This is a genomic window from Candidatus Omnitrophota bacterium (assembly GCA_041648975.1).
Classification (GTDB): Bacteria; Omnitrophota; Gorgyraeia; order 2-01-FULL-45-10; family 2-01-FULL-45-10; genus JAQUSE01.
In genome coordinates this window covers 22167-35374 of record JBAZNZ010000014.1, presented here as the reverse complement: position 1 = coordinate 35374, position 13208 = coordinate 22167, and the positions used below count along the sequence as shown (strand labels likewise).

Sequence of the window (13208 nt, the reverse complement as noted above, 5' to 3'; positions counted from 1 at the left end):
ATTTGCAAGTTCACTCCTCCAGTAAAATTTTTCGCTCCTCAGGTGGCGGAACTTACGGGCGGTTGCCGAAGCGAATGTCGTAAAATTTCGATACCTTATGGCGATCTTCCCCGCCGAAGGCGGGAAACAAGGCCGAGTAAACCTGTCAACAGCATGCCCTCAGTCCGGGTTACGAGGCCATCGAAATTTTACCACAGCAAATTTACATGCCTAATGTAAATTTGCGGCGAAGCTGAGGCAACTGCCCGCAAGTTCCACGCCGGACTGGGGTGAACGAAAAATTTTAAAACTTTACCACCATGGCTCTCGGCGGGCATGCCTTTACGCACAGCTCGCAGGCTATGCACTTCTCGGAATCAAAAAGCACCTTCATCGTCTTCTTATCTATATGCAGGGCCGCCGTCGGACATATTGCAATACATGCCCCGCAATGGGTGCACCTGGCCTCATCCCGGGTAACATCCTGGCTGAGGGGCTGTATCTTGACACCGATCCCAGTCAGATACTTGATCCCTTCGGCATAGTTCTCTTTCTTGCCCTTAAGCTCCAGCACCATCAACCCCTCTTCGTTCGGAGTGATCTTTGCCTGCAATATATTGAAGACGAGGTCAAACTCTTTTACCAGCTTATATACTATAGGCTGATCCACCATCTTATGCGGAAATGTGAGTACTATACGCTTGGAAACCATATGATCCTCCTTTTAACATAGAGTTACGTAATGTTAGAGAAGGTTAATTAAGGTTACGTAAGGTTAATACGCTTTTGTAACCTTACGTAACATTCGCTAACCTTACGTAACATTCGCTAACCTTACGGAACATTACGTAACCTATTATATCAGCCTGACTTCTCCCCAGCTACCCATTTTATCTCCCACTATAACCATCACCCCTATTACTCCGTCGATAGATTTCGCAACTCCAATCCCTTTTTCGATATCGGCCGCTTTCTTCACAACGTTCCCTGCGGCCGTCGCGGCGGCGTCGGCAAGGGCCGCATTCTTCGATATTATCAGGACAGCGTCGGCCTTTCCGAAACTGAGCGAATGGCTGACCGTCCCGCTCGATGTACATACGCCAATGCCGTCTTCGTCAGGTCCTATCTCAACGGCCAGCTTTCCGGTAAATGGCGAGGCCTCTCCCGCATATATGCCGACGGTTCTCTTCTTGTCCGTTTTAATGAATATGTCCCCGCCGTTCTCGACTATTACCTGGCCCGAAAATTTCAGAAGGTCCCTGCCGACGAATTCAGCCATGGCGCCGGCCACCGCTGCCATAGGCCCAACACCCGCTATTTTGCCGGCCTCGGCCATGACCTTTACAATTTGAGGGGCGTCTTTGGACACGGCAAAAGGGTCTAAAGACGTCCGGAACAGGGGATCATTTTTTATATACGATTCCAGTTCTTTCCTGTAATTTATGACCGCCTCACGGGCCTGTGTCTCCAACGCCTTATCGGCCGAGACCCATATGTCAGTCTCTTTCTCAACGACCTCGAATGATACCAGGTCGCTTGCCTTCATCGATCGTCTATAAATTCGTTCTTTATACATGATATGTTAATTCTTTCAGCATATCCTCGGCAGCTGCTCGCCTGCCAGCATATCAAGCGACCTCTTGCCGCCGGCGCGCGTATTGAGGATAACCCTGCCTTTATGTTCTTTTGTTATTTGTCCTATGACCGCGGCGATTCGCCCCTTCTTGTTTCGTCTCATCGCATTTAATATATTCTTAGCGTCTTCTTTCGCCGCAATTACGATTGCCCGGCCTTCACAGGCCATATATAAAGGGTCGAACCCCAGCATCTCGCACGCCTCTCTTACTCCTCCGCTGACAGGCACGTCTTTTTCGTCCACCGATATCCCGAAATTGCGCCCTTCGACTATCTCATTAAGCGTCGTCGCGAGGCCTCCGCGCGTCGGATCTCTCATAAATCTCACCTTATTCGACACCTTTAATATATTAAATATCAGGCCGTTCAGCGGCGCGGAATCGCTTTTCGTCTTTGTCCTGAATTCCATCCCTTCTCTTTTCGACAGGACGCTGACCGCATGTTTTCCGACGGAGCCGCTTACGATCACTACGTCGCCGGATTTTATTCTCTCCAATGAAAGACCGCCATAATATACCTCTCCTATGCCGCTCGTATTTATGAATATCTTATCGCACGATCCTTTTTCGACGACCTTGGTATCGCCGGTAACGATATCGACCCCTGAGCGCTTCGCGGCATCCGCTATTGACGCCGCTATCTTCTCCAGGACGTTCCTGTCCAGCCCCTCTTCAATAATAAGACCAAGAGAAATTGCCAGAGGCCTTGCCCCGCATACAGACAGGTCGTTCACTGTCCCGTATATTGCCAGGCTTCCAATGTCGCCGCCCGGAAAAAATATCGGGTTCACTACATAAGAATCAGTTGTAAAAGCTATCCGCTTCTTGCCGACGTTAAACACGGCCGAGTCATCTTTACGCCTGAGTATTTTGTTATCGAATTTGCCTATAAAGACGGAGTCTATCAGGTCGTGCATCAACTTTCCGCCGCTTCCGTGAGCCAGTGCTATTTTTTCCATATTTCCTTTTTTTTACTTACAACTTACGACTTACAACTTATAGCTATACTTATAATAAGCGCTACACGTCCCCTCGCTCGACACCATACACGAGCCTACGGGACTGATAGGATTGCATATTTTGCCGAACAACTTGCAGTCGGCAGGTTTCTTCACTCCTTTAATGACATCACCGCAAATGCACGCCTTATTCTCCCTGGCTTTTTTCGGCTTCGGCTTAAATTTTACGTCCGCGTCATAATCTTTGAATTCAGGTCTTATCTCGAGGCCGCTATCTTTTATTTTACCCATTCCCCGCCATTCGGCGGCGCTTTTTTTAAATACGCGCTCTATGCTCTTCCTGGCCAGGAAATTGCCGCTCCCGGCTATTATGCGCGTATACTGGATCTCTACCCTGGGCGTCTTCTGCCTGACGACCATAAGTATCGCCTGCAATATGTCTGCAGGTTCGAATCCAGTTATCACACAGCGCTTGCAATATTTTTTTGCCAGAAAAACGTAGGGCGCCGCGCCTATAACTGCGCTGACATGTCCCGGCAATAGAAAACCGTCGACGCGGATCTTTTTATCTTCAGCTATCGCTTTCAATGCCGCGGGCATCGTCTTATGGCCGCAGAGGACAGAGTAATTTTTTATTCCCTCCCTCTTCGCGGCAATGATCGACTGCGCGACCGTGGGTATCGTAGTCTCGAAACCGATACCTAAGAATACGACTTCCTGCCGCGGGTTCTTCCGCGCGAGCGCCAGGGCGTCTGTCGTCGAATAGACCATCTTTATCGCGTTTCCCTTAACTTTCTCCTTCTCTAGACTAGAATACGACCCCGGCACTCTGAACATGTCGCCGAATGTGGCTATGATAATGTCGTTCCGCCCGGCAAGCCATATCGCTTTGTCGAGATATTCGTTCGGCGTCACGCAAACGGGGCAGCCTGGTCCGGATATAAGATTGATATTCGGCGTTAATAACGACCTCAGGCCGAACCTGAATACATTCATCGTGTGCGTCCCGCATACCTCCATAATATTGTATTGCCGTCCCGGATCGACTGCCTCGCGTATCTCGCTTGCCAGCTTATCGATTATCTTCCTATCCCTGAATTCATCAACATATTTCATAGTTTTCCGCCTAGCTCTAACCTAAGCCTCGTTATTCGAGCACTGAAAATATTCGCTCTTCCTTTCGCTTCGACCATCTCCTCGTTTAATAAATTTTATGGGTCCTGCCGCGAGGTCGCCTTTATGTGCTCCGCGCTCCGCGTGGGGTTTACAAGTGACACTTTAACAGGTGCGTATCTGTATGCCGCCAGGATTGCATACGTTCTTTTAAGTCTTAAGCGGTATAGCCTTTATAATGGCAATCCTAAGCGGCGGCACCCCCATCCCACGCTTCGCTTGTGCGCGCATAAAGGCTAGGCCTCGCGTCACCCATAAAATTTACCCGACCCGCTAGCTTAGGCCGGCCAGGTTCGCTTATCGCTCACCTGTCCGTCCTCCAACCTGCTTCCCCGATAAAATTTTCTCGCTCATACTGTATGGGCAGATAACGGCAGGTTGCCCTTGAGGCGTTATATTTTGCCGAGGCTTCGATACACCCAAGCCTCTTAAAGCCGCTGTCTCCATAACAGCAAGATAAAAAATATATAACTAATACCATACTCAATACTCTTGACGGCAAAATTAGCCGAAAGGGCGCCTGCCGTTAAGCTGCCCTGTGGTGGAGCGAAAAATTTTACCCGCTTATCTCTCGGAACGCCTTCAGCGTCTTGCGCGCCTCTTTCTCTTTGATCCTCTCGATCGCGAAGCCCGCATGCAATAGAATATACTCTCCCACCCTGGCGTCCTTTAATAGCGACAGGTTCGCCCTCTTCCTCAATCCGCCCGAATCGACGACGCCCTCGTCGCCGTCAATACTCACTATCTTCATCGGTATGCCTAAACACATCGTGCCCTCACGTTCGCTATCGCTATCTGTCCTATAGGTATCCCGGGATCTCCCGTCGATGTCCTGTAGTTTGTGTAAACGTCGAATCCCACCCCTTCCAGCGCTTCTACAGCTCTTGTTATCAGGAACTTGTTCTGGAATACGCCGCCGGATAGGACGACCTTCCGAATCTTATGTATTTTATTCAATTTGATCGAAACTTTTAAAACTATATCCGCTATCGTGTTATGGAATTTGGCAGATATGATCGCTTCGTCAACGCCTTTAGCCAGATCTCTTACGACCCCGGCTATTGTCCGCGAAGCCTTTACTATCAGGATCCCTCTTTCGGACTTCATATCAAATTTATATTTATCGCGGCATAAAGGAGAAACAATTCTCTCGAATCTTGTGGGCAGCTCAGCTTCTTTGGCCGCGTCCATCTTAACAAACACAAGGCTCGCGGCAGCGTCAAGCAACCTTCCCATGCTCGATGTAAGCGGCGAGTTTATCCCTCTTTCCATCATCTTACGTAACATCGCGGATCTCTTCTTATCGAGCTTTCTCACAAGATCTATTTTAAGGCTCGAAGATTTCTCCCCGAGCGCGCGATATAACCACGATAAAGCCATCCGCCAGGGCTCTCTTATAGCCGCCTCCCCACCTGGCATGGGAACGTATTCAAGATGGGCCGCCCTTGTAAATTTCTTCAACCCGCCGACAAAAAATTCGCCGCCCCATATATTGCCGTCGAGGCCAAACCCGGTGCCGTCAAAAGCAACTCCTATCACATCGCCGCTGATAGAATGCTCCGTGATCACGGATGCGATGTGCGCTTCATGGTGCTGTATTTTAAATAGTTTTAAGTTGTAAGTTTTAAGTTGTAAGTTTTCGGCAAAGCGAGTAGATGAATATCCCGGATGCATGTCGCAGGCGACGATCGCGGGCTTTATCTTAAGCTTTTTTATATTGAAAGCGATCGACCGTTCATACCTTGCGAGATTGTCCGGGTCCGCCAGGTCGCCGAACCCATCCACCAGAAAGGCCTTATCGCCTTTCACCAGGGCAAAAGTGCCTTTAAGATCCGCCCCGCAGGCTAAGATCGGCCTCCTGACCCTGAAAGGCAGCGTTATTATAGTCATATATATGAGAATATTATATCAAATAGAGGGGCCTTTTGAAACGATTAAACCAATTTTTCGGGCCCTGCCCATAGCTCTAACCCAAGCCTCGTTATGTGAGCACTGAAAATATCCCCCCTGCAGTGTAACTATTGGGTCGGTCTTTGTTCAGTCGAAAAACGGGAGCCTGCGGCAACTCGGCCGGCGTCCCGCCTGCCCGGCTTCGACAGTGTCAGGCGGGCAGGCTGCCGCGGCTTGAGACTTTTTATGATAATGGCGAAGTATGCCCGCCTGATCGCAGCAAGCTAAGTCTGGCGGGCAGGGATGGGGTGTCCCGAATACAGAAGAGCGTAGTTCGCGCACATAGATACGCGCTTATGTCGTAGGGGAGGTTTAAACCTCCCCTACGACTACAGAATGTAAACCCAATCCGATGGAGCTAACGACAGGCGGATTGGATGGGGTGCCCGAATGTTAAAGACTATAGTTCGGGATACGTAGATACGCGCATAGAATATACTCGTGATAGATTGTCCCGCCCGGAGTGAGGCTTGAGGCGGGATCCCGCCCCGAGCTAAACAGATGGCGGGATAAACCCATACGAGCCCTTTAAAAGAAAAAGTCCAAGCCGCGTCACCCGAAAAATTTCTAGCTGGAAGCAGGTTGGAGGACGGCCAGGTGAGCGAAAAGCGAACCTGGCCGGCCTAAGCTAGCGTTGTTGAGAAATTTTATGGGTGACGCGAGGCCTAGCCTTTATGCGCGCACCTGCCTACCTGATGTAGGTCTACGGTATGCAGGCAGGCAAGCGAAGCGTGGGATGGGGGTGCCGCCGCTTAGCCCTGTACCTTTTTACTGGTTATCAATGTTAAAAATGGTACAGGGCTGGCGGCATACAGATACGCACCTGTTAAAGCGTCGCTTGCAAACCCCACGCGGAGCGCGGAGCACATAAAGGCGACCTCGCGGCAGGACCCATAAAATTTATTAAAAGAGTAGATGGACGAAGCGAAAGGACTATTAGTGAATTGAAAAACCTCAGAACAGGAATACTGCTGCGGAGACGACTGTGGAATAATAGCCTTCGGGGCCTATCACTGTGGTCTGCGTGGTATTTGAGGTATGGACTATCTTATCGCTCAGGCGGTATATCTCTTTATTCTCATCCCAGGACTTATCTTCGTCGAATTCGAGGCCGAGAGTCGACGCTAACATTTCTACAGCCAGGTCTTCCGCGAAATCGCCCGCGACCTTTTCATTCTGGCCGAACGCGTGGTGCTCGCTAAGGTATCCGTACGCGCTCTTATCCGCCGGGACAGCGCAGCCTATCGAAGCGGCTATAAGGCGGTGCGGCTCATTCGAACAACATCTGGACATAACGGTAAAAGCTATCATCCCGGCATAGAGCTCTTTTAATCCTTCGTTGCGGGATATTATCTTCGCTTCCGGGGGAAGTATGCTGGAGACGTGAGTGAGGTTGCATTTTTCTATTCCGGCGTCGCGGAGCGCCAACTCAAAACTGCGCAGTTCCGCTTTGTGCGTCCCGACGCCCTTTGTAAAGAACGCTTTTTTAGGAACGAGCAGGTTCTTCCTCGGTACCAGAAGCATCTTATCTCCTCGTGTGTAATATCACTACTTCTTATTCGAGAATACGTACCCCAAGAGCCTGTAGACCAGCTTCGCGGCCAAAAAGTCGGATGAGATCATCCCTTTTATCGGGCAGAGCTCCACCACATCGAACCCGACAATCTTCTTATCGCGCGACACATCGCGAAGCAAGTCCAGCATCTCATACCAGCCGAGCCCGCCCGGTTCCGGCGTCCCGACCGCGGGCGCGATAGCCGGGTCAAACACATCCATATCGATGGTTATATATACATTCTCGGTCAATTTGCTCGAGGCAGCGTCTTTCCACATAGGCATGTTCAGTATATCGTATACGCTTATAGTCGTAACTTTACCGTTTGTCTGGGCGGTAAGGAACTCCTTCTCCTCTTTAGACAGGCTCCTCGTGCCGACCTGGACTATGGGGCATGTCTCGCTTATCCTGCGCGCTACGCACCCATGGTTAAGGGGCGAGCCCATATATTCGTTCCTCATATCATAATGAGCGTCGAGTTGAAGGACTGAAAGATTGGGATAAGTCTCTTTAAAAGCCCTGACAGCGCCGATCGTTACGGAATGTTCCCCGCCCAGCATTATCGGGAATTTACCGCCCTTGAGCAACTCTGCGACGGCCACGCGCATCTTCTCGACCATCTCCTCCGGCGCGAGATCTCTTATATCGAGCGGATCCATGGTATGTATGCCGGCCCTGAATGTCTCCTGATTGAGCTCATCGTCGTAACGCTCCAGGTACGCTGAGGCGTTTATTATGGCTGAAGGCCCGTCGACCGTTCCTTTGATGTAAGTAGCCGTCTTGTCATACGGCGCCTGCAGTATAACGGCCTTCGACTTCTTGAAACTGGAGTATTCGTCCTCCAGCGCTATGAAATTCTTCCCCATGATTATTAAATCTTCCTCAATTCTTCGGATAATTCGTTAACTGTCTTGAAGACCTTCTTCGCCGTACTTTCATCCAGGGTTCCAACTCCGCAACTCGGAGTGACGAGCGACGAGATGGCCTCCCTGCTGATGCCTTTATCTACCAGGCCCGCGATCGCGGTCTTCACGCGGCTCGCCAAAGCCTTCGGCGTCTCTTTCTCAACCGTGTCTGCCGCCGGCACCACCCCCCACGCTATCGTGCCGCCCTTAGCCAGGAAATTATTTATATCCGCGGCATATAAAGAAAATTCTTTGCTAAAATTATATGCATCAAAGCTTAATATGTCAATACCTCTTTTGAGAAGAAAGGGCCAGTCTGTATTCCCGCAGCAATGCACGCCGACAAGCGCGCCCTCTTTCTTTATGGCCTCGACGACCTCGTCCAGCCTTTTAGCGGCCTCTTCCATATTGATGTTCACAAAACTTGAACCTATGGATACCAGGTACGGTTCGTCGATAAATATAGCGGTACGGGCAAATATCTTCCTCATCTTCCTTATCTGCCATTTCGCCTTCATAGCGAGGACCTTCGTTATGAGTTCAAACAGGTCCTTGTCGTATATGGCCGATTTCTTGTTCTGGTCGGTCAGGAAAAGGCTGTAGCTTATAGGGCCCGTTATGTGTCCCTTGATAAGCGATACGCCGTCGCCGGCCGCGCCCTTGAAACTTTCCAGGAACTCGTAGAACCCTTCGGCGCGGTCTTCGGAGATCTTGAAGAACTTGACTTCCCCGTCGAGATATTTCCCGTAGACCTCTTCGATCTGCGAGGCTACCATAGATGTATCGATGTGGACGGTCTTATTCTCTTCGTTCATTACAAGACCGGGTATCTTTTCGGAATACTGGACATACATGTTCTCGAGGAAGGACCTTTTCGGAAGCTGCGGCCAGAAGGGTATCGTCTTGAATTGCTTGAATATGACGCTGCACGCAGACTTGGCGTCCTTGAACGGGACACTGCCTATACCTGTAGCCTCAAAATTGAATTTCAAGTTCCTACCGCCTCTCCCACTCGCTCAAACGCTTTATGCGTTTCAGCATATTCGGGTGTGTGCTTAAAAGCTCGAAGACCTTGTCGCCGAAGCCCAATTTGACGCTTTTCGACTGCAGCAAACTCAATTCACTGGCGGATATCGTCCCGCTCTTGTCTATGTCGAGCTCGCTCAACTCTTTCATCTCGTCGACAGCCCGGGAAGGATCGTTCACAAAAAACGCCTTCATGCCTTCAACGTCCTTGATCGATTCTTTGGGCATCCTGGCCGAACCGTATACCAGTTTATATAATGCGGACGCAAGCTGCGAAGGTTCATTGCCCAGATCGACTGACCCCTTATCGGCAAAATATTCCCTTATCCTTGAAGCGTACAGGACGAGGAGGTTAGTGAGGAAATAGAAAAGAAAAGCGGCTACGCCTACCAGCATCGTATTTCCCTGGTTCCTGTTGTCGCGCCTGCCGCCGAAGAACATGAACTGCCACGCTATGCGGTAAAGTATCATGGGTATCACTGAAAGCAGCGTTATCGTCAGCACGTCCCTGTTCTTCAGATGGCTCATCTCGTGACCGATAACGGCCCTCAACTCTTTCTCATCCAGAAGCCGCCTGATACCTTCAGTCACGCATATCCTTCCGTCCCTTATCGTGCGGCCGAACGCGAACGCGTTCGGTATCGAGATATCCGCGACGCCTATCCTCGGCGCGGGTATCCCGGCCGCGTCGGCTAACGATCTTACCATAGACTCAAGTCTGGGATCCTCGCCTTCTTTAAGATACCTGACACGCATAGACCATTCGACTATCTTGGGCCCGATCATGTACTGGATGAACATCAACACTAATGAAAATATCAGGTAGAAATAAAAATTGCTGACGCCGAGCGAATAACCTATCATCGACACAACGGCGTATATTATCGCGAAGAGCGCCGCGGTCAGTAACCACATCCTCAGTTTAAGACCCCACATAATTACCTCCCTAACCCTTTTGTGTAATGTTATATGTGTAATGCCTGCCTGCCGGCAGGCAGGTGTAAAGTGGGTTTAATGTAAAAAGATTAGACAGAGCGAATTTTCCATTACACATAGATGCTTTACACCAACATTACACATTACACTTCACACATTACACAAAGTTGCTACGCTTGAATGAATATTTCCCTTGCGGCGAGCGCGGCGGCGCCGAGGACTACAGCGTCTTCTCCCAGCAGGCTCGGCACGACCTTGACTATGCCGGCCGGCTCCTCGAACGCGAGCTTCCTCATCGTAGCCTTTACAGGATCCATAAGTATATCGCCGGCCTTCTCTACCCCGCCGCCGACTATCACTATATCCGGGTTAAGTACATTTACCATAAAAGCGACCCTTACGCCAAGATTTTTCCCCGCGTTGCCGATTATCTCTGTGGCCAGCTTGTCGCCCTTTTTGGCGGCGTCTATGACCGTATCCCTGGTTATGGCTTTAGGGTCCCCCTTCGCCAGGCTCAGCATCTCCGTAGCCATGCCTTTCTCTACGGCTTTCTTAGCTTCATGGGTTATGGCAAGGTCCACGCCCCACGGCCTGAGATAGGTGAATTCCTTCATATAATTCTTCTCTTCGGTCTGGAGGCCTTCCAGGGCCAGCTGCGTCTCTCCCGCGCATCCGCTCGAACCTATATAGACGTCGCCCTGCATCACCAATCCGCAGCCGACATCCGAATAGAGGTATATCAGGTTATCCACGTCGGCGGAAGGATTGAGCACTTTCTCCCCGAACGCGGCGCATGACGCGTCATTGCCTATGTATACCGGGATGTCGAACTTCTGCCCTATGACGTTCTCGAAGCTTAAGAAGCTTACCTTGGTCCGGCCCCTCGTCGGATCCGTATCGTGGATCGTGCTCGAAGGATAATCCACGATCCCGGACACCCCGATGCCTATATTCTTTATGTTCGAGACTTCGATCTTGCTCTTCTTGATGACGTCGTCTATGACTTTTATGACCTCTGAGGCAAGATCCTCCATCCTGTACGCGGGCCTGGGCATTACCGATTTGGCGATGGTCTTGACCTTCAGGTCCGTCACTATCGCGATGATATTATTAGGGCCCAGGTCCACACCTATGATGTAAGCGCTTCGCGAATTCAATTCCAGGAGCTCCGGACGCCTTCCTCCGCTCGACACATCAAGCCCCACCTCAAGGATTATCCTTTTGTCTATGTAATAGTCCGTATAGTTCGTGACGGTAACTATGTTAAATCCGAGCACCCTTGAGATGTCCGCCCTGGAGATCGGCCCTTTCTTCCTAATCAACTCCAGTATAGCGAGGTTCTTCCGTTCCCTGTCCTGCAGGATATGAAAACTGAAGACTCCTTCTCTTTTCATAATCACCTCATTTTTTTATTTTCGTTGCGTATATATCCTTTAAATATATCGTAGCCGACGGGCTGTTGCCCGCGGTGAGACTGCCGAATTCGAACCTTATCAATACGATAGCCGCTAGATCTATCGCGTTCTTAACAGCCGCAAATTCGATCTTATAGCGTTTCCAGTCTTTTGTGAGCCTCGCCAGGGACTCCTTCTCTATCATGTATGACCTGTTCTCGGAGTCGACGATCGATACGCTTAAGTACTCCCCGCCTTTGTCGCCCCGGGCGGTGAACGTCAGGTCGAAGCTGCCGAGGTCTATCGGTTCTTTCAGCTCTATCGCATAGCCTGCCCAGCCATGGCCCCTGGTATTGCAGAGGACTATCTGTTCTTTTGTAACGCGGCTGAAATGCTTCGCGTCGCCCATAAAAGATATGTTCTTCACTAAGTTACCGTTCGCCTCAGCGCCTTTCGCGAGAAGCATGCCTACGTCTTCGCCGCCGTCGCCGACGGCCGACCTTACCGACGGGACCTCGCCCACTATCCTGATCTTAACGTCTATCCTGCTCTTGGAGACAAGGACTACAGCGGCCAGTATGATAGCCGCCGCGGCCACGATCCATGGAGCGCGGGACGGCGGCCGTTTTTTGCCGCTCTCTTTTTCCGATAATTTGAAATATGTCCTCGCGATCTCATCATGGACAGTCACTCTCATCTCGTCGCGCTTCGTATTTTTATTCATCACTCCCGCCGTTTTTACCATAATGTATAATTTTTATTAAGTGTTATAAATCAGGTTAATTACTGCTCAAAATTGAACCCGGGCCTAACCTTTCATACCGGTAAGTTTTATTCCTTCTATGAAAAATCTCTGGTTGAACAGGAAGACTATTATAACAGGCACCATCGTAACGAGCGACCCTGCCATAAGAAGCCCCCAGTCGGGCTGCGCATACTGATACAATTCCTGGAAATACGCGAGCCCTACCGGGAGAGTGCGTTTATCCACGGAATTTGTCACCAGGAGAGGCCACATGAAACTTACCCAATTACCCAGAGAGACGAATATCGTCAACGTCGCTATTGCCGTCTTGGAAAGAGGAAGCGTAACGTTCCAGAATATCCCCCAAAGGCTGCAGCCGTCTATCTTCGCGGCGTCCTCGAGATCGCGGGGCAGCGTCATGAAAAACTGCCTCAATAGAAAAGTCCCGTAGGCAGTAAATATCGCCGGTATTATAAGGGCCTTGTAAGTATCGATCCACCCGAACGTCCTCATAAGGGCAAAGACGGGTATCATAGTGACTGAACCCGGTATCATCATCGTCGCCAGGTACGCGAAGAATATCTTGTCCCGCCCGGGAAACTGCAGCCGGGCGAACGCGTACGCCGCGAGACTTGAAGTCGCGACCTGCCCGAAGGTCACCGCGCAGCTCACAAAGATGCTGTTGAGATAGAACTTCGCGAACGGCACCACTTTCCATACGTCGATATAATTTTTCAGATACAGCGGATCCGGTATCCATTGTATCTCGGTGAGGTTGAATATGAAGACAGAGTTGTACGATTTCAGCGATGTTGAAAGCATCCACAGGAACGGCAGTATCATCGTGACGCCGCCCGCCGCCAGGACTATGTAGCAGACAGCCTTTCCCAGCGTCCTCTCCCGACGCCTGGCCCTGGCTATCTTACCCAGCAACGCTTCATCGTTCATGAAT

13 protein-coding genes are annotated in these 13208 nt (G+C 50.4%); all 13 read right to left on the bottom strand.

The window, feature by feature from the left end; genetic code table 11:
* Positions 1-283: 283 nt before the first annotated feature.
* On the bottom strand, positions 284-691 hold the full coding sequence (locus WC592_05370; protein MFA4981883.1) for an NIL domain-containing protein: 408 nt from the start codon (positions 689-691) through the stop codon (positions 284-286).
* A 144-nt stretch (positions 692-835) separates the two neighbouring features.
* Entirely contained in the window at positions 836-1555 is a 720-nt protein-coding gene (locus WC592_05365; GenBank protein ID MFA4981882.1) for a UPF0280 family protein, read from the bottom strand.
* 15 nt (positions 1556-1570) lie between these two features.
* Entirely contained in the window at positions 1571-2572 is a 1002-nt protein-coding gene (gene hypE, locus WC592_05360; protein MFA4981881.1) for a hydrogenase expression/formation protein HypE, read from the bottom strand.
* A gap of 30 nt (positions 2573-2602) precedes the next feature.
* Positions 2603-3688 carry a hydrogenase formation protein HypD gene (gene hypD / locus WC592_05355; protein MFA4981880.1) on the bottom strand — a complete coding sequence of 362 codons (1086 nt, stop codon included), beginning with the start codon at positions 3686-3688 and terminating at the stop codon, positions 2603-2605.
* Between the two features lie 613 nt (positions 3689-4301).
* On the bottom strand, positions 4302-4496 hold the full coding sequence (locus WC592_05350; GenBank protein ID MFA4981879.1) for a HypC/HybG/HupF family hydrogenase formation chaperone: 195 nt from the start codon (positions 4494-4496) through the stop codon (positions 4302-4304).
* Positions 4497-4504: 8 nt separating this feature from the next.
* Positions 4505-5635: a hypothetical protein gene (locus WC592_05345; protein MFA4981878.1), complete on the bottom strand. Its 1131-nt coding sequence runs from the start codon at positions 5633-5635 to the stop codon at positions 4505-4507.
* Between the two features lie 1014 nt (positions 5636-6649).
* Positions 6650-7219 (bottom strand): arginine decarboxylase, pyruvoyl-dependent, encoded by a 570-nt coding sequence (locus WC592_05340; GenBank protein MFA4981877.1) that lies wholly within the window; start codon positions 7217-7219, stop codon positions 6650-6652.
* 24 nt (positions 7220-7243) lie between these two features.
* The gene (gene speB / locus WC592_05335; protein ID MFA4981876.1) at positions 7244-8116 is read right to left on the bottom strand and encodes an agmatinase; all 873 of its coding nucleotides are present in this window, start codon (positions 8114-8116) and stop codon (positions 7244-7246) included.
* A gap of 5 nt (positions 8117-8121) precedes the next feature.
* Complete coding sequence (locus WC592_05330; GenBank protein ID MFA4981875.1) at positions 8122-9147, bottom strand: hypothetical protein; 1026 nt, start codon at positions 9145-9147, stop codon at positions 8122-8124.
* 4 nt (positions 9148-9151) lie between these two features.
* On the bottom strand, positions 9152-10117 hold the full coding sequence (locus tag WC592_05325) for a zinc metalloprotease HtpX (protein ID MFA4981874.1): 966 nt from the start codon (positions 10115-10117) through the stop codon (positions 9152-9154).
* Between the two features lie 170 nt (positions 10118-10287).
* A complete protein-coding gene (locus WC592_05320) occupies positions 10288-11511 on the bottom strand; it encodes an ROK family protein (GenBank protein ID MFA4981873.1) in 1224 nt (407 codons plus the stop codon).
* A gap of 7 nt (positions 11512-11518) precedes the next feature.
* Positions 11519-12235 (bottom strand): hypothetical protein, encoded by a 717-nt coding sequence (locus tag WC592_05315; protein ID MFA4981872.1) that lies wholly within the window; start codon positions 12233-12235, stop codon positions 11519-11521.
* An 84-nt stretch (positions 12236-12319) separates the two neighbouring features.
* The gene (locus tag WC592_05310; GenBank protein ID MFA4981871.1) at positions 12320-13204 is read right to left on the bottom strand and encodes a carbohydrate ABC transporter permease; all 885 of its coding nucleotides are present in this window, start codon (positions 13202-13204) and stop codon (positions 12320-12322) included.
* Positions 13205-13208: the final 4 nt, after the last annotated feature.

Bases quoted from the DNA above. Each gene is read 5' to 3' on its own strand.
- WC592_05370 (MFA4981883.1), bottom strand. From the start codon at position 691: ATGGTTTCCAAGCGTATAGTACTCACATTTCCGCATAAGATGGTGGAT.
- WC592_05315 (MFA4981872.1), bottom strand. From the start codon at position 12,235: ATGAATAAAAATACGAAGCGCGACGAGATGAGAGTGACTGTCCATGAT.
- WC592_05340 (MFA4981877.1), bottom strand. From the start codon at position 7,219: ATGCTTCTGGTACCGAGGAAGAACCTGCTCGTTCCTAAAAAAGCGTTC.
- WC592_05365 (MFA4981882.1), bottom strand. From the start codon at position 1,555: ATGTATAAAGAACGAATTTATAGACGATCGATGAAGGCAAGCGACCTG.
- hypE (MFA4981881.1), bottom strand. From the start codon at position 2,572: ATGGAAAAAATAGCACTGGCTCACGGAAGCGGCGGAAAGTTGATGCAC.
- WC592_05325 (MFA4981874.1), bottom strand. From the start codon at position 10,117: ATGTGGGGTCTTAAACTGAGGATGTGGTTACTGACCGCGGCGCTCTTC.
- WC592_05345 (MFA4981878.1), bottom strand. From the start codon at position 5,635: ATGACTATAATAACGCTGCCTTTCAGGGTCAGGAGGCCGATCTTAGCC.
- WC592_05310 (MFA4981871.1), bottom strand. From the start codon at position 13,204: ATGAACGATGAAGCGTTGCTGGGTAAGATAGCCAGGGCCAGGCGTCGG.
- WC592_05320 (MFA4981873.1), bottom strand. From the start codon at position 11,511: ATGAAAAGAGAAGGAGTCTTCAGTTTTCATATCCTGCAGGACAGGGAA.
- hypD (MFA4981880.1), bottom strand. From the start codon at position 3,688: ATGAAATATGTTGATGAATTCAGGGATAGGAAGATAATCGATAAGCTG.
- speB (MFA4981876.1), bottom strand. From the start codon at position 8,116: ATGGGGAAGAATTTCATAGCGCTGGAGGACGAATACTCCAGTTTCAAG.
- WC592_05350 (MFA4981879.1), bottom strand. From the start codon at position 4,496: ATGAAGATAGTGAGTATTGACGGCGACGAGGGCGTCGTCGATTCGGGC.